Origin of the sequence: Bacillus sp. JNUCC-21, from assembly GCF_041222765.1 — a bacterium.
Taxonomy (GTDB): Bacteria; Bacillota; Bacilli; order Bacillales; family Bacillaceae; genus Bacillus; species Bacillus velezensis.
In genome coordinates, this window is sequence record NZ_CP166019.1 from 2,878,592 (window position 1) to 2,894,432 (window position 15,841).

Here is a 15,841-nt window from a genome sequence, read left to right on the forward strand (position 1 = left end):
GTAACTCATTCGTCTTTAGAAACATACTTAACTGTTACCTCACTTATATTTACTGGCGAATCTTCAGCCTCATTATTAAAACTCTGAAAAATAGAGTTATTATTCTCAGCTAATTGCTCTAATAAGTCATTAATTTTGGAAAATTTAAATGCTCCTCTTTTTAATATATATTTGTTAGGCCATTTTAACTTCGAATCTTCGATTGCACTCTGTGGTATAAAGACTGCTCTCCCTTGTTTTAAGGCATAATCAGCTTGTATTAATGATCCACTTGTTTCTCCCGCCTCTATTATCACTGTAGCAAGTGAAAGCCCACTCATTACAGCATTTCTCATTGGAAAATTCCAGCGTTGAACAGACATTGAAGGCGCAAACTGAGATATAACTAAACCAGTTTCTTCTATTTTTTTTTGAATGTCTCTATTTTCTTTAGGATAGTACTTGTTTAATGGAGTCCCAATAACAGCTATAGTAGGGTTCCCCATACTTAAAGCACCCTTATGGGCATTTGCATCTATTCCTTTAGCTAAACCAGAAGCAACAACTATTCTATTCAAACCTAATTTTTCAGCCAATTTCCTAGCTCTTAAAGCCCCGTTTTCTGAGGGATTCCTAGTTCCCACAACAGAAATCGCATTAAACTTTAATAAATTTGGATTTCCACGCATAAATAGGAACATAGGAGCTTGCTCCGTTTGTGCAAGCAGAGGTGGATATAAATCTGTTCCTATTTTTACTATTATATCATCTTTTTGTAAGGTTTCAAATCCTGCTTTAACTTTATTAGCTTCAAACTCTATATCATTCTTAGAAAAACCTACAATCTCTGATAGTTTTTTACTAATCATTGTAATATCCAGACTAAGATTTAATTCATTTTCTAGATGATTGTATATAGGGTCACATTTTTTCACTTTATTCTTAAATAAAGCTAATAGGGTAAAATAACAAATTGCTTCATTAATTACTTCTTTACTATTAATGCCATCAATATTACTGATGTTTTTATGATTTCCGTATGTTTTTTCTATTTCAAACTTTCTTTCGTATAACTCTTCTTTCAAAAAAAGCGATCCAGCCCTTGAAGTTTTTATTGGACTAATTTTCCCTGATTGTGTTAATTGGTGTAATCTTTGTGTACTAACATCTAAATATTCTGCAGCCTCTTTAGTTAGGAGAACTTCTTTAGAAATGAATTTTTTTAATTCATCAATATTTTCAAATTTAATCATATTATACCTCCTACAATATATAATGATTTTACACAAGTTCTTGATAATTAACAAGGTGATTATAATCAAGAACTTGCTTGTTTTCTTAAGATTTTTTACTGTATAGCGCTCTAAGTTTCACTTTCGTTTTCGGTCCGTATATGTCGTAGCAGTCAGGAAACCGGAACAGATTAATATTAAATTACAAAAAAACCCGCCTTAAAACAGGTGGGCTTTTACTGATCATACGGACGATACTTCTTCCGCTCTGCCTCTAATTCTTTTTTTAAAGCTTGTACATGCTCCACCAAGAACAAAGCCACAGTTCCTACCTTCTTAACCGCTGTTAGCCGGCCACCGCCGACAAGCTGGCTTACGCGCTGTCGGCTAACAGCAAGCAACTCGGCGACTTCCGCAGCCGTCAAAACTTCGTCCTGGATGAACCTAATTTTTTCACTTTCTTTCATGTCGGCTTTCTCTCCACATCATAAAAAATCCTTTTAACAAAATAACCATTACAGCCAAGTATAAAACAAACGTTGTGATTTTCCCAAGGGTACCGGCTGTTTCGTAATCAATAGCCACAATACCAGCAATAATGATAATAAGTGTGCTTCATATCCATGTTCATTTCTCGCTTTTCGCTTTCCTTCGTCGATTTGTCGTAGATGTGTTCAATGGAGATCACCATGCCAGTGATAGTAAGAATCTAGATCTTACCCTAGTCCACTTCAGTACCTCCTTTCTTCCCACAGTCAATAGATAGAGAAAATAAACTCTTTCTTCTTAAAAAAGTTACTTTTCTTATTAATTTAGTTTGTTAAGGAAAATTTAAGGTAATCACCAGCAAAATTATGGTATTATAGTTCCCGTTGCTTTATACCTTATATTATAAGGGTCAAAAGTAATAGAATTAACAAGAATTGAGGTAATAAGAATGAAAAAGCGCAGTATTATTCTAATTTTAATGCTCGTATCTATTTGCTCTGTTATAATACCAATGCACACTAGAGCAGAAGAACAAATTGATTATAAAGCAATCTATAATCAAGCAATTAAAGAAGGAGTAATAAATCAATTTGAATTAAGTTACGATGATTGGTTAAAAGAAAATGTAGGTTTTAAAAAAATTTACGATGAAGGCATTCAAGAAGATGTTTTAGAACCCACTCTTAGCTACGAACAATGGATTAAACTAAATAATTATGGGCAAGAACCTAAAGATGACAATACAGAGCTCGTATCATATACAATAAAGGGATCACCCAACGCCAAAGTAACTCTATTGTCAACAACCAGCTCAAGTGTTAAGGTAACATCATTGTCCAGCTTTTCAGTAAAACCAGGAGACATTTTCATTACAAATTCTACCTCATCAGCTGGAATTATAGGCCACAGTGCTATTGCTAATGGCTCAAATCACATCTTAGATATGCCTGGTTATGGAAACAAAAGCGATAATAATAGACAGCTTACTGTGTCACAATGGGTATCAAAATATAACAATGGTTGGATCAAAGTTTATCGATTAAAAAATAGTAGCTTAGCAGCCCAAGTAGGAAAATATGCGGACAGACATTATTGGTCTACTACAGGGTCTTCAAAAAAAAATATACATATTCCTTATAAATTAACTCCGCATCTTTATAGTGTATCGCCCAGTTATTGTTCAAAATTAGTCTATGATGCTTATTGGTTTGGTTCTGGCTCAGCAAGTGTTCTAGTGAAACGTTCTGGATATGTTATGCCATTTAATTTAATCAATAATGATTTTACTTCGAAGTACAGACCATCCTTAGTTCATAGATATTAAATGGAGGAACATAAAATGTTTAAAAAAATAGCTCTTGTTCTTTTAGCATTAGTTGTTATAATTGGTGGCGTTTCTTTAATAGTTCATTTTCACAATAGAAAAGTGGCCGAAGATAAAATTGATCAATACATTTCGGATTATGGTATCCCCAAAAATGAGATTCAATCTGAAGAGTATCCTTTATTTACATCTGTAAGTGCACCAGCTGGCTTTTTCAAAACTGTTTATGTGAAAAATGAAAATGATAAACAAAATTATTATATTTTTCACTATGATCCATCTAGCAAAAAGGTAAAGTTTTCAGCAGTAGTAGAAGGAAATGAAATATCCATGCGTGATAAGTTGATCAAAAAATTGAAATACCAACCTTCTGATAAAGTATTAAATCAATAAATTAAGTGAAATAAAAGCCCTCAGATGAGGGCTTTTTTATTAGACTATTAATAATGCAAGCTTCGTTTTTGTTTTAGGCCCATAAATCCCATCAGCTTTTAATCCATTCATCAACTGGAATCGTTTAACCGCGTTTGCTGTTTTCGGTCCATAGTACCCGTCAATGCCGTTGTTGGGTGCCCCTTTGTCCGGATAGTAATAAAGAGCCGCCAACGCTGTTTGAATCTGTTTTACGGCCGTTCCCTTAGTTAACGGGCTTGTCACTTTAAAAGTGCCTGACGGCAGCGGGTAAGATGATTTCTTGCCGTTTGTTGGAGAGCTGGCCGTTCCAGTCAGCTTTAATACTTGGCCGACTTTGATCAGGTTCGGGTTCTTGATGCCGTTCAAGCTTTGCAGGGTAGCCACGCTTACGCCTTCATTCTTGGCGATTCCAGACAGCGTATCCCCTTTTTTAACGGTATACGTCGCCCCGCCTGTCTTTGTTTCTGTTTTCGTTGGTGAAGTTGCTTTTTTACCACCCAGCCTTTCTAATTCGGCAGCGATGGCTGTTTTCACTTGATTCCATCGCCCTTCTGACAAGATTCGGTGTGGACAGTATTTGCCGTTCCAGTCCTGATGCTTCCGCACTCTATCAATGCCCCATCCGCGTTCTTTAAGAAGCTGCGCTACAAACTTAATAGCCAGCGCCTCCGCTGCCTTATATCGTGGACCTCCTGACTTACTGTAGCAGATTTCCACCCCGATAGACTTACGGTTCCCGGTTCCGTTTGTACCGTCGCCAGAATGCCAAGCATTACGGTCCAGAGGAATTCCCTGAATAACTTCTTTATCATCGACTGCAAAATGATAGCTTGTTGACTCAGGATTTCCCGTCATAAAGCTGATTTCATTGGCGGCGCATGCGTCATTTGCCGTGTTGTGAATGGTGATATACTCCGGCGTCATTGGGTTAGGGCATTTCAGGCTGTATTCGTTACTTGGAACTAATCTCTTTTTGACTGCAATTGTCATGATAAATCTCTCCTATTCTATTTTTTATATAAAAAAAGCCGCTGGATTTACTCAGCAGCTTGTTCCTCTTTTTCTGTTTTCTGATCGTTGTCACTTTCGATTACATGCAGCCTTTCGGTGATAACGGCCGGAATCTTAACGCCGATCTGCGCCAAATTCTCTGTGATAGACAGCCCTTCATTTGCGATATAAAAAAGAACGGTCCCAAAGGTCAGGACACCGTTCAAATTTGTTATCGTATCAATAATGTTGGCCACGATGACCACCATAAAACTGAGCATCTTACGAACATACCCAAACCATGCACTGCGGCTCCGGAGTTTCTTCATTTTCCATGCTTTTATAATGCCTGTGATAACATCCAAGATGCTGAGGATCAAAAGCAAGTCAAGGTATTTCACCTCCCCGAAAAGATATATTCTTGCGATCTCTAAGCTCTCAAAATTCATCCACACATGTATTCCCTCCATTTTGTTTTCACCTCCTTCGAGGCAAAATAAAAAAGCCTTATTTATTGGCTTCTGTTTGTTCCTCGTATGGTTGCCCTGTTACTTCCTGAAACTGATCCGGTGTAACATATGCAGCCGCCACACCCTCTTTCATATCTTTGACGGTACAATCGTTAAAACCCATTGCCTGCTTTACCATTGCTGTTGTCGCCCACTTGTAGAACAAGGCATATACCCAGAAATTAAGATTCACTGGTCACCCCCTCCTTCCATTTCCAACAATTTAAGCTTTAAGGCGGCAAGCTGTTTGCCTATTGAAATATTTATTGCTTCAGCCTGCTTTCGTGCTATGATTTCATTTGTAAGCTGCATCCCAAGAGCCTGCTGGCCTTCTTCAGCTTGCTTTCTTGCAAGCTCTTCGGCTGATAGTTGTTTACCGAGTGCAGAAACCTGTTCCATTAAGGGATTGGGTTCAGGATTACCTTTTATTTGATCAATGTACTCCCGAGTTGCAGTTTCAACCCATTCACCCTTAATCTCGTCAAATTCCGGGTCGAACATGCCAGGTTTTAATTGTGCTTTTGTACTATTCGGTGGCAGTTCTTTTCCCTCAATATCAGCTTCACCTATATACTTTTTATTCTCGTCGTAAAATAGAACATGCATATTCTCCCCTCCTTACCATAATGGGATTGGTTTATCAAATGATACCCGGGTTACCGCTGAGTTATCATTTGCCATCATACCGTCATACCTCAACTCACCATTTGTTGTGAAAGCAAACCGGGCAGTCCCGTATGATCCAATTGTCGGAACAACAAAATCAAGTAGGCGGGTCGGTTTATATGCGAATTTTGCCACAACGGTTCCTATAGATGGCAGGGAACCAAATGATCCAGCCAGCCACAAGGTATTATTTACTACCGAAAACATAAACGGGAAACTTAAATCCTGCTTCGCCCCGTTAATAAGTGATACAGTATTCCAAGACGGTGATAAATCACCATCTGACAAAAGACGTTTCCACCCGCTCCAAGTCAGGCTGCCGTCTACATAATTGGAAAAAACATTATTTTTGAAGTCTACCGCGATTACATAACCGTATGTCCCCATTCCGTTGCTGTCTAATGAGGTTAAATGAAAAAACCCCCTTGTAGAGCTTGTGCTGGGGGCATTTACTGCTTTTCCCGTTGAATAAAAAGTACCGAATCGCTTCCCACTTTGAACAATTTTGCTGTAAAAGTCATCTGTATCACTAATAGATACAAGAGCGCCTCCCGCGTCATCAGTTATTTTCGATAATTGCCCATTGTTCCATTTCTCCCGTTCTGCCTTTGATGTGTGGCGTTCTCCGTTGTTGTCATGTTGGCGAAACGCATAATAGTCGGCCTGTTTCACATTATCAACGTTATTAAGCCCGATCTGCTCCTTTGTAACCTCATGTGGGTTGTTTTTATCGGCGATATGTTTATCGGCGTATTCCTTGGCATTCCTTTCGGCCGTAGCAGCTTTATTTGATGCACCTGTTGTTGTCTCCTTGGCATCCCAGTTTACGCGCTCTGTAGCTGTAATATGGCGGTCATTGTCATTGGTATGTGTATCAAAATCGACTTTGGAAGCCTGCTGCACATTGTCAACGTTACCCAGCCCCACTTGTGCTTTTGTTGTCTTGTGCGGGTTGTCAGTCCGTCTTTCGTGCTTGTCAGTATAAGCTTCGGCATCAGATACAGCAGAAAAAACATCTTCCTTCGTTGCTCCGATCGTTTGCAACTCTTTCAAAGCCTGATAGGCCGTATATTGATACCAGTTAAACCAATCGGCCGGCGGGTGGTCCATCGGCTTATACCCTTGATCAATGGACGTTTGCGGCGGCCGCTGACCGGGGTTTCCCCATTCTGGTAATTCTTTTGTAAAAGGCATATGCTTCACACTCCTTAAATTGGTAACGGGTAATCATCTTCTGGCCGGAAGATGCCCCCCAGGGTCCCGCCGTCTTTTCCATCAGAAGAAAACCCATATTCGCTTGTTTCTATGGTGCTGGCTGATGATGAAAAACAGAAAGTGCCATTTAAATCCACGTAAGCAACTCGAACCCCCGCAGCCACCGTTTTTTGAACGATGTTCGAAAATTGCGTTTCGCTCATTCCTACCTTACTTAATGCCTCGATCGGCGCCTTTTTCACAATGATTGCAGCTGGTTCATCCTGGTTGTTTTCTTTGCTGCTCACAATGTTTATTTCACTCGGCTTGCAGTTCAATGTTTTCGCCAGCGCTTCAATAATCCGGTTTGTTGTCCCATCTGACGCATTCCGGGCTACCTTTCCACGAATGAGCACGCGGTATATTTCATCAGTAGCCCGGCCCCGATCCTGGGCAACGTTATCCCCGAGAAGGTCCAGCGATTTCCCGCGCGCCGCGTCAATATCCCGCCATAGTTCCGCCGTTATCAGTGAATTTTTTAATGCTGTCAATTGTTCATCAACAATTAAAAAAAGCTTCCCGATATTGCTCTTTTCATCTTTCAAGAACGCATCAGTAAGCTTTCCTATTAAATCCTTGATCATATCAAATTCACCACTATTTCAGAGTAGTGAACTTGCGCAACTTCTCTCGGTTCAATTGTAATATTTGACTGACCGAGAGCCGCCGCATCCTTCCCGATTTGTATAGTCACATCTGAAACCCCATTCACCTGATATACAGCGTTAAAAAGTTGCGACAGAATAACGTCATCACCCATCTGTGAGCCAGTAAAAGATGAACCATTTTCATCAATCCCGCCAATTTTATATACGAGATTGTTTTTGATCTGACTCACACCATCGGCAGGGAATGAAGCGTTTGTTTTTAAATCAAGCTGCACATAAATTTTTACTTCTTTTGCAAAATCAAATTTCACATCATGATCCAAACCGCTTGCATCTGTAATGACAACCGATTGTTCTCCGACTGTTTCAATACCGGCCGCCACGCTGTCAAACAGAGCTTGCGCCACGTCTACTTTGGTTCCCCCGAGGACATAAGCATGAATGCTTTTCGGTGGATTTCCGTCCGCATCCGTTTGCATGGTATTATTCGCGACTATATTCGCTGAACGAACGCCCGAAACGGCAAGCAATGCCGAAATGATGCCGCTATTCGTAGAAGCAGAACTGCCTTCAACTGATTTTTTGATTCGCGCCCGAAATTCCGGATCAGATTCCTCGTCAGTGCCGCCGGCAGCTGCTTCCGGATTATTCACTGAATAAACTCCCTCTAACGTCTCAGCCTGTTCAGTAATGGTATTGGCCGCGACATTGTTAATAATCCCTTTAGACAGCGATACAGCCGCCCCTGTGCCCGTTCCATCATCCCCGATTACAACATCTTCGATTAGTTCAAAATAAATACCAGATTCCGTTGTATATTGGGTTTGTTCTTCTATGACGAATCCGGGTTCCCCGGTAAAAAACAGAGTTGTGACCGCCTCAGCCGCCGGCTCCCGGCTTATACCGAAATTACTTCCCAACCTGTCCAACTGAACACCCTCCGACTTACTGACAAAGCCGCTATTATAAACCCGCTCTGCAATGTCCCAAATTCCCGCTAAAAACCAAGCGAAAATACGCAGGATAATGCCTAATGGTGTTTTGCTTGACGTGTTTATGTCTTCGCCAAACAGCTCCTTCGCTTTGTCCTCCATGCCGTCAAGAAGCTCCGAATAGGTTTGACGTTGGAATCCTGTTTCATTAAGCAAGATCAACACCCCCAAGCTCGATTGTTTGATCATCCTCTTTCTTCATTTTCAAGTGGACAGATAGATTTCGTGTCTCTTTATCATGAGAAAACTCAACTGATTCAACGCTAGCAATTCGCTCGTCTTGTGTTACAGCATTAATAATGTCGTATTGCGCCTCTTCTTGGTCAAAGCCTTTCCCGAGAATGTTACTCCAATCCAAGCCGAAATGTTCATCCAGAGTAAATTCCCCTAACCGTGTTTTTAAGGTTAATTCGACTGATTGAGCAATTTCCTCGTCCCCCTCGACCATCTGAAGAGTGCCGTTTTCATAACATAGATCACCATCTACAAGCTTGAGCGTTTTCATCCTTCCCACACTCCTATGACCACCGGATCATTGATACTGTGCGTTCGTCGAGAATCAGGATCAAACGTTTTGTTTCCATCCAAGTTATCAAGGGATCTTTCAGCGAATGAAACAAAGACCGAGGAACCAACCTTTATATCAGGCTCAACATGCTTTAAAACTGGTGCATGTTCGATCAACGGGTATTCATGAAGGTATTCACCATCATTCATAAGAAACAACAATTGCAGATCAGCAGTATGCTTTTCTGCATTGTATTTCACAACGCGAGCCGGGGCCAGTGTATGGATGGATAGTTTGATTCTTTTCTCAAAAGCATCGAAAAACCTCGTCGCTTTACTCATTACATCACCTTGCATTCTGTGAAAAAGTCTCTTCCATCAAACGAATGAGTACCCTCTTTCACTCGATATTTTCCTTTTGCTGTTTTGCTGTTGATTTCAATAATTGAAGCAACAGCGATACGGTGCTGAAGAAGACACTTCGCCTTATAACCTTTGAAATTATCTTCCTCAACCTGCTCAGGTGTCTCAATTAGCCCAGTGGCCTCTTCTAATTTGAAACGCTCATCATCGCCCTGATTAAGTGGGCGAATAACCGGTTTCCCTCGTCTATAGTACATAACGGCTCCGGCATCATGTATGACTTCTTCTAAATTATTTTCTATTAAGCCAGTCACCCGGTAACCCTTTTTGTACACCTTATTTTTCGGCAGGATAATGTTTTTCACTTTAATTCCGAGAACACGCAGCAGTTTATCTACAATTTGCCTCGATGTGGTTCCTGCTTTAAAAGTAATCTTCATGTATCGTTTGCGATACCTAACCTCTTCCCGCGTCCCGTAATTCCTGACAGTCTTGTACGTTCGACCGTTTTTGTCTTTCCTGACAGTAACAACCGGCTTTGCAAGCTTATATCTTTTTTTGACGTAATATTTCTCGGCTGGATCAGCATTGGCAGTTGTCACTTTCATATGAGTATAATCGTCGCCGTCTTTTGAATAAATCGACGTTACCTTATCCAAACCGTTCCAGTTATTCAGAACCTTTGTCACTTTGCCAATCGTCAAAACGCCGTAGTCGTCTCGATATCCGGCCTGAACCGTTATTGTGCTGCCTTTTTTTATCTTGTTGATCGAATCTTTGCTGAGATTGTAAATCTCAACTTTTGTTTCATTGGGTTTGAAATCATCGTCGAAGGGCACTTCAAAATGAATTTCTAAATCCTTGTAATCAAATGTGGTCTGCGAACTGCCGTTATCAATGGTTATTTTGACAACCCGGCCAAACAACTTTTTATTCGTCGTCGCCAATGTCATCCCCCTCCGATCCGTCAGCTACATCATCAATATAAAGAAACACGGTTTCCATGAAATTCTTATATGTAACCCGTGTTTCTGAATTTGATTCATCTAAAGGGATAAGGGCGGGAGCCGGCAGATTTTCATTTACAATTTCATCCCACAAAGGAACATTGAGTATAAGCTTCTCGCCCAGAACGATAGGCGTCATATCCTGCTCGTATAAATCCAGTGAAAAACTATCATCGGATTGATTGTAATTTATACGCAGAATAAACGTGTCATCCGCTAAATCAAATTCGAACTGCTGCGGAATATCCTCTTTATCAAAAGGAATATAGTCCCTCGTAGCCATTTCCCGTACCCTCCCTATTTAATCCGCATCTTTACCCCGATAGGTATTCTCCTGTCAGGCCATGGATTGAGCCGCCTCAATGCGCTGACAGTAGTTCCGTATTTGCGGGCGCAGCCCCAATACGTATCACCCTTTTTCACCTTGTGATAAACCTTACTAGATTTTTTTGTGGTTTTTTTCTTGTTGGCCTTTTTCTTTTTCCCGGCAGTTTTCACTTTTTTCTTAACCCACGGACTTTTTGCAATACGGATTTCTTGTAAAGAGATTGTTATCGCAAACCCATTTGAAAATTCCCCTGTATCACGGTCGATTTTCGTAATGATCACGTCTTTTGCGACCTTTCGCCCGGTATAGGTTAGGAGATTGCCAGCATATGCTTGCTTTTTTAAATATTCATAGTCGCTGTTTGCCGTCTTCCCAAGCAAATAACCGGAAACACTTGTGGTTTCCGGTTTTCTCTGCACATGGTCGGTAATCGGCACACCTTTTTCAACGGGATAAGATGTGACTTCCACATCCGCCCCGTCTGATTCTTTTTCGTTAACAAGATTGACCTTCCCAAGCTTCGCCAATTAATAAACCCCCTCCGCTTGAAAAAGAGCCGCCAGGCTGTCGTAAGAGTCTTCCAGTGATTGGGTGATAGCCTTTGAAATATCAGTTTCAACTTTTGCACTTCCGCCCTCAACTTTTACATTGATAGACGGGCTGAATGTAATATTCACAGACGTTCCACCGCTGCTGCTTGCTGCTTTTTCTGGTGTATATCCAGTTTCAGCCCCAAGCTCTTTGCCGAGCGCAGCATACATTCCCAGTGATTGACTCCGGTAACGCGGTTCAGTCGTGATGACATATTCCCGCCAGCCGTTTTCCCCGAGTGCCGCAACTTGCGGGCTATTGATTACGCCGCCTGTCGCATACCCTCTGTACGGCCCGCCGTGCGCCATTGATACCAAGCCGGGATGTTTCATGATACCGCCATATCTGCTGTTCAGATAGTTAATAGACGCTAGAATTTGATCAACCGGATTTTTAATATTTCCGTGTCCAGGTTCTTTATGGGCGTTAAAGGTGCTTGGGATGAACTGCATTAACCCCTGTGACGGGTGGCCGGCTTTCGCATTGGAATCCCAATTGTTAACAACATTGGGGTTTCCGCCTGATTCTTTCATTGCGATTGTTTCGAGTGCCCCTGCGTATTCAGGGCCTAAATGCTTAATTGACAGCGCCTGAGCTACCCACTTTTTAACGGCTTTCGAGCCGCCGCCTGAAAAGCTGGCAGAGTAACTGGACATTTTGCCTTTGACAAAACCTACAGCCTTATTTTTGACAAAGTTAAAAGCCCCTTTTGCGAGATCACCGAACGAGCCAGCCATAGAAGGTGCAGAGACACCCATTTTTTCTAACACTTTTGTTAAAAGCTTAGAGGGGTGCCCGATGTAATCAAAAACATCAAGAGCAACATCTTTCACTTTGCCAGCAACGGATTTTACACCATTCCATGCATTTGTGAATATATTTCCTTCTGTGCCTTTCGCGTATGCTGGAACTCCCGCTAAAGCAGCTCTTGTCTGTTTTGCAGATAAGACCGCAGTGCCTTTCGGAAGGTTCATCAGTGTATCTGTTGCAGGGCTGAGCCCTACTTGTCCTGAAGGTGTCCGATACATTTCAGGGCCAGCGTTTGCCCCTTTACCGTCTCCCAGTATCGCCGGACCTCCTGGGTGTCCTCCGGTTCCGTGTGCATATTTAGGCACTTCCCATTTTGGGATATGCTTATCTTTCAAACCGATCTTATCGAGTACCCAGTTTACTCCGCCGATTACACCATTTACGCCTTTTCCGAGTGCGCCGGAAAGTTTGTTCGCTAAGCTAGTCACACCAGATACAGCCTTGTGAGCCATGTTCTTAATTCCATCACCGATTCTGCCCGGTAATTTCTTGGCCCCGTCAACTAAATCGTTGAAACGATCCATGACTTTCTTACGCAGATCATATGCCAATAACGCGACTTTATTTTTTATATAAAGCCATCTGTCAGTGATTGCTGCACCCATATTGCTTACAAGCTTTTTCACCATTCCGACTGCACTAGAGAAGATTTGCTTCACTCCGTCCCACATCATGCGGAAATTCCCAGTGAATAAGCCTTTGAAAACCTTCACTATTCCCATAATAATGCCGATTGCACCCTGTATGATCGCAATGATATTTTTAAGTGCAACTTGAATTATCGAGAGCACAACCGGAAACACAGCAGTCACGATATTTAGGATGAAACGGATCGCCGGAATTACAACCGTAGTAATGATGTTCGCCAAGGCTTGCAGTAGAGAAACAACAATAGGCAGCACCATCTGAATGATCTGCACAATTTGCGGAAAGACCTGCTGGACCACCTGAATTAAAATTGGTAAAGCCGCCTGCGCAAGCTGCAAAATAATATTTGCTGCTAAAGTAAGAAGCTGGGCGACAACCGGGAGGACCGCCAGAATGACCTGCCCTATGATCGGAAACACCTGTTGCACCGCCGTTAAAATCAACGGCAGAATTTGCATGGCAATTTGTCCGATCGTTGATCCGAGTAATTGAATCAGTTGAACCACAATCGGCAGAGCCTGCTGGATGATATTCATAATCAAAGGAAAGACCATCTGAATTGTCTGAACCAGGATAGGCAGAACAGTCTGGATTATTGTAACGATAACCCCTGAAAAACTGCTGACTAATTGAATGATGATAGGTAAGACCGCATTTATCACGCTTAGAATGACCGGAAAAACAGTCTGAAATCCTTGAACAAGTAACGGCAAAATCGAACTGACAATTTGCAATACGCTCGTCATTAATTGCCCTGATACCTGCATCCATGCAGTTAATAGCTGCTGGATCAATGGAATCAATTGTGGGCCAATCGTTGAAAGTGTTTGTGAAACGGCTGCGGCTAAAAGAACAAGATTTCCTGCAAGCTGAATGAACGTCTGTTGCATTTGACCAGCTAATTGCTGAAATTGCGGTGTCAGTTGTGCTACCAGTTGACTGAAAACTTGCTGTACTGTCGTGATAATCGGCTGAATGGCCGTGAATACCGTTGTCAGCACAGATTGAACAGTCGCCCACGCCGAATGAATTGCACTGCTGACCGCTTGGTTTGCATCTTTCAAACGATACAAATACCCTACAAAACTGAGGATCGCCCCAATTGCTATTCCTATCGGTCCGGTGACTCCCAAGAAAGAAAGACCAATCGACGCAATAATAGGAGCAATTATTGACACAATCCCTTGAAAGCTTGATAAACCAATCTTGAGTTGATTCATAAAGCCTTTAATAAATCTGTTCAGCCCTTCGGTTAATCCCTTTCCGAAAAAGTCGGTTACTCGTTTTCCTGCATTCTGAACAAATGAGGAGACAGTATCAACTGCCGTTTTGTAAGCAGCCTCAATCCCGGCGACTAAATGAGGGTGTGACTCGCCCAACCGATCCCATAACTTTAAGGATTCGGCTTGCATCTTATGAATCGCGGATACAGCTACCTTTTGCGAATCCTCAAAGCCTTTCATAAATGCAGGTTTAAGCCCCTGTACCTCTTTAATCATGGTGTGGAAGGCACTGACTACCGCAGTTTTTCCGGTATCCGCAAAGCGCTTCATGGCATCCGTAGCCGGTTTGAATCGCTCTTGAAGCTTGTCAAAATTCTTGTAAAGCATATAAATGCTTGTTACAAGCAAGACAATTGAGCCGGCGACTACATAGACTGTTCCGGACATGGCAGCAAGCCCCGTTACTACCGGGCCAATGAACATCCAAAGACTGCTCAGAGCCCCGAGAAACCCATTAAATAACCCCACTCCTATTGCCAAAGGCGATAAAAGCAGGGTTAAAACAGGGATGAGCAATAAAAATCCTTGGATCATTTTCGCCAGCACCGGATGAGCTTTGTTGAACTGAATAATCATTTTTCCGATCGCGGTAACGCCTTTATAAATTGACATGGCAACGGTTCCGAACACTTCAAGGGCTGGCTGAATGGCTTTTAAAAGAGTGCTGCACATCTGTTCCCAAGCCTTTGAATAACCGGGAACGGTCTGTGTGGCCGCCTTGTGTAACCCTTGGAATAGGAAAAAGTTTGTGAAGGCTGCGCCAAGCGCTACCATCTGAAAGCGCATATACCCCTGTGTTATCATGGCTGTCATATCTTGAAGCTGTTTCATATTTGCAGTAGGCCCGAGCATCTTCAAGGCCAAGTGTGCCGCAGTTCCCTGCTTCGCCATATTTTCAAGGGTATTTGAGACGGCAAGCCCCGCTTTGTTGACTTGGTATAACGGGTTCGCCATCCTGTCATAATTGGCAGCAATCTTTTCCGATTGGGTTGACATTGCCATAATCGTTCCGATGGACTGCAACATGCTCATGCGCATCATTTTATTATTCTTGATCATGTTGTCAGTAACCGCTTTATGCTCCCGGCCTAGCCTGTACACTTCATCCATGAACTGTTCATTTGTCCCGGTCCAGTTGTCCATTTCTTGGCCTAACTGAAAGAAGCCATATCTTGCCCGTATCAGCTCGTTACGGAAACCGTTCATTCCGTATCTTTCCTCATTCCAAGCCTGCCGCATTTCATTGACCATTTGAATAGTATCTGCTTCAAGTCCGCGTGTTGAGCCGCGCAAAAAGTCCATTTCCCGCCCGTAATATCGCATACCCCTGTAATCAGGTGCAGGCATGGCCGCCGCGCTTTGTGATGATCCCCCGTTAACCCGGCGCATGTCCACATTATGCAAATTGTTTCGCAGCCTATCAACTTGATCATTTGCATTGTTTAATGATGATTGGTCAACGTCGATGCTCACGCGTGACGGTATATTTTGCACTAATCTGTTCGTTTGTTGAATGGTCTGGTTTAGACTTTCCACATGAGACGTCATAAGGTCAAATGCGGGGCCAAGATTTTCAATTGTCCGCACAGCAGTTTGTAGCGAAGAACTGTCAAGAATCATGCTCATGTTCCTGAACCTTCGCTGCTCCCTGTGCATGTTGGACATTTGCGTTCGCATTTGAGAAAAATGGCCGGCCGCATTATCCGTATGATCAACAAGTCTATCAATCTGGCGATTTGCTCGTTCAAGAGGGGAGGTATCAACGTTTAATTCCACATCAATATGCGTACTCCGTAATGCGTCTGTCAACGTTTAACCCCCCTTATTTCTTTTTGTTTCGTTTGTTT

17 protein-coding genes are annotated in these 15,841 nt (G+C 42.2%); 2 read left to right on the plus strand and 15 right to left on the minus strand.

Going from position 1 to position 15,841, the window contains the following annotated elements; translation table 11 throughout:
* Nucleotides 1-5: 5 nt before the first annotated feature.
* Complete coding sequence (locus JNUCC21_RS14415; protein WP_369878237.1) at nucleotides 6-1,232, minus strand: DNA-protecting protein DprA; 1,227 nt, start codon at nucleotides 1,230-1,232, stop codon at nucleotides 6-8.
* 215 nt (nucleotides 1,233-1,447) lie between these two features.
* Nucleotides 1,448-1,678 (minus strand): helix-turn-helix domain-containing protein, encoded by a 231-nt coding sequence (locus tag JNUCC21_RS14420; RefSeq protein WP_369878238.1) that lies wholly within the window; start codon nucleotides 1,676-1,678, stop codon nucleotides 1,448-1,450.
* 470 nt (nucleotides 1,679-2,148) lie between these two features.
* On the opposite strand from JNUCC21_RS14420, the gene JNUCC21_RS14425 reads away from it, so the two are divergent.
* Both JNUCC21_RS14425 and JNUCC21_RS14430 read left to right on the plus strand, forming a co-directional pair.
* The gene (locus JNUCC21_RS14425) at nucleotides 2,149-3,024 is read left to right on the plus strand and encodes a hypothetical protein (protein WP_369878239.1); all 876 of its coding nucleotides are present in this window, start codon (nucleotides 2,149-2,151) and stop codon (nucleotides 3,022-3,024) included.
* Nucleotides 3,025-3,039: 15 nt separating this feature from the next.
* Nucleotides 3,040-3,417, plus strand: coding sequence for a hypothetical protein (locus JNUCC21_RS14430; protein WP_369878240.1), 378 nt, complete (start codon nucleotides 3,040-3,042; stop codon nucleotides 3,415-3,417).
* Between the two features lie 39 nt (nucleotides 3,418-3,456).
* On the opposite strand, the gene JNUCC21_RS14435 is transcribed toward JNUCC21_RS14430, so the two are convergent.
* From JNUCC21_RS14435 to JNUCC21_RS14495, 13 genes are read right to left on the minus strand one after another with little or no spacing between them, the layout of a single operon-like run.
* Nucleotides 3,457-4,428, minus strand: a complete 972-nt coding sequence (locus JNUCC21_RS14435) for an N-acetylmuramoyl-L-alanine amidase (RefSeq protein WP_369878241.1) — start codon at nucleotides 4,426-4,428, stop codon at nucleotides 3,457-3,459.
* Nucleotides 4,429-4,475: 47 nt separating this feature from the next.
* Nucleotides 4,476-4,898, minus strand: coding sequence for a holin family protein (locus JNUCC21_RS14440; protein ID WP_369878242.1), 423 nt, complete (start codon nucleotides 4,896-4,898; stop codon nucleotides 4,476-4,478).
* A 37-nt stretch (nucleotides 4,899-4,935) separates the two neighbouring features.
* Nucleotides 4,936-5,130, minus strand: a complete 195-nt coding sequence (locus JNUCC21_RS14445) for an XkdX family protein (RefSeq protein ID WP_156476237.1) — start codon at nucleotides 5,128-5,130, stop codon at nucleotides 4,936-4,938.
* Complete coding sequence (locus tag JNUCC21_RS14450; RefSeq protein WP_369878243.1) at nucleotides 5,127-5,543, minus strand: hypothetical protein; 417 nt, start codon at nucleotides 5,541-5,543, stop codon at nucleotides 5,127-5,129. Before JNUCC21_RS14450 ends, JNUCC21_RS14445 begins: the two co-directional genes overlap by 4 nt.
* Nucleotides 5,544-5,555: 12 nt before the next feature.
* Nucleotides 5,556-6,797: a hypothetical protein gene (locus JNUCC21_RS14455; protein ID WP_369878244.1), complete on the minus strand. Its 1,242-nt coding sequence runs from the start codon at nucleotides 6,795-6,797 to the stop codon at nucleotides 5,556-5,558.
* A 14-nt stretch (nucleotides 6,798-6,811) separates the two neighbouring features.
* Nucleotides 6,812-7,441 (minus strand): hypothetical protein, encoded by a 630-nt coding sequence (locus JNUCC21_RS14460; protein ID WP_369878245.1) that lies wholly within the window; start codon nucleotides 7,439-7,441, stop codon nucleotides 6,812-6,814.
* On the minus strand, nucleotides 7,438-8,622 hold the full coding sequence (locus JNUCC21_RS14465) for a baseplate J/gp47 family protein (protein WP_369878826.1): 1,185 nt from the start codon (nucleotides 8,620-8,622) through the stop codon (nucleotides 7,438-7,440). Before JNUCC21_RS14465 ends, JNUCC21_RS14460 begins: the two co-directional genes overlap by 4 nt.
* On the minus strand, nucleotides 8,606-8,962 hold the full coding sequence (locus tag JNUCC21_RS14470; RefSeq protein ID WP_369878246.1) for a DUF2634 domain-containing protein: 357 nt from the start codon (nucleotides 8,960-8,962) through the stop codon (nucleotides 8,606-8,608). The genes JNUCC21_RS14465 and JNUCC21_RS14470 overlap by 17 nt, the downstream gene beginning before the upstream one ends.
* Complete coding sequence (locus tag JNUCC21_RS14475) at nucleotides 8,959-9,306, minus strand: Gp138 family membrane-puncturing spike protein (protein WP_016938720.1); 348 nt, start codon at nucleotides 9,304-9,306, stop codon at nucleotides 8,959-8,961. The genes JNUCC21_RS14470 and JNUCC21_RS14475 overlap by 4 nt, the downstream gene beginning before the upstream one ends.
* Nucleotides 9,306-10,274: a hypothetical protein gene (locus JNUCC21_RS14480; RefSeq protein ID WP_071347913.1), complete on the minus strand. Its 969-nt coding sequence runs from the start codon at nucleotides 10,272-10,274 to the stop codon at nucleotides 9,306-9,308. The genes JNUCC21_RS14475 and JNUCC21_RS14480 overlap by 1 nt, the downstream gene beginning before the upstream one ends.
* On the minus strand, nucleotides 10,258-10,617 hold the full coding sequence (locus tag JNUCC21_RS14485) for a hypothetical protein (protein ID WP_161512398.1): 360 nt from the start codon (nucleotides 10,615-10,617) through the stop codon (nucleotides 10,258-10,260). Before JNUCC21_RS14485 ends, JNUCC21_RS14480 begins: the two co-directional genes overlap by 17 nt.
* 14 nt (nucleotides 10,618-10,631) lie before the next feature.
* Nucleotides 10,632-11,189: a LysM domain-containing protein gene (locus tag JNUCC21_RS14490; RefSeq protein WP_071347911.1), complete on the minus strand. Its 558-nt coding sequence runs from the start codon at nucleotides 11,187-11,189 to the stop codon at nucleotides 10,632-10,634.
* Nucleotides 11,190-15,803: a transglycosylase SLT domain-containing protein gene (locus JNUCC21_RS14495; protein WP_369878247.1), complete on the minus strand. Its 4,614-nt coding sequence runs from the start codon at nucleotides 15,801-15,803 to the stop codon at nucleotides 11,190-11,192.
* Nucleotides 15,804-15,841 lie beyond the last annotated feature (38 nt).

Bases quoted from the DNA above. Each gene is read 5' to 3' on its own strand.
- JNUCC21_RS14415 (WP_369878237.1), bottom strand. From the start codon at position 1,232: ATGATTAAATTTGAAAATATTGATGAATTAAAAAAATTCATTTCTAAA.
- JNUCC21_RS14420 (WP_369878238.1), bottom strand. From the start codon at position 1,678: ATGAAAGAAAGTGAAAAAATTAGGTTCATCCAGGACGAAGTTTTGACG.
- JNUCC21_RS14425 (WP_369878239.1), top strand. From the start codon at position 2,149: ATGAAAAAGCGCAGTATTATTCTAATTTTAATGCTCGTATCTATTTGC.
- JNUCC21_RS14430 (WP_369878240.1), top strand. From the start codon at position 3,040: ATGTTTAAAAAAATAGCTCTTGTTCTTTTAGCATTAGTTGTTATAATT.
- JNUCC21_RS14435 (WP_369878241.1), bottom strand. From the start codon at position 4,428: ATGACAATTGCAGTCAAAAAGAGATTAGTTCCAAGTAACGAATACAGC.
- JNUCC21_RS14440 (WP_369878242.1), bottom strand. From the start codon at position 4,898: ATGGAGGGAATACATGTGTGGATGAATTTTGAGAGCTTAGAGATCGCA.
- JNUCC21_RS14450 (WP_369878243.1), bottom strand. From the start codon at position 5,543: ATGCATGTTCTATTTTACGACGAGAATAAAAAGTATATAGGTGAAGCT.
- JNUCC21_RS14455 (WP_369878244.1), bottom strand. From the start codon at position 6,797: ATGCCTTTTACAAAAGAATTACCAGAATGGGGAAACCCCGGTCAGCGG.
- JNUCC21_RS14460 (WP_369878245.1), bottom strand. From the start codon at position 7,441: ATGATCAAGGATTTAATAGGAAAGCTTACTGATGCGTTCTTGAAAGAT.
- JNUCC21_RS14470 (WP_369878246.1), bottom strand. From the start codon at position 8,962: ATGAAAACGCTCAAGCTTGTAGATGGTGATCTATGTTATGAAAACGGC.
- JNUCC21_RS14475 (WP_016938720.1), bottom strand. From the start codon at position 9,306: ATGAGTAAAGCGACGAGGTTTTTCGATGCTTTTGAGAAAAGAATCAAA.
- JNUCC21_RS14485 (WP_161512398.1), bottom strand. From the start codon at position 10,617: ATGGCTACGAGGGACTATATTCCTTTTGATAAAGAGGATATTCCGCAG.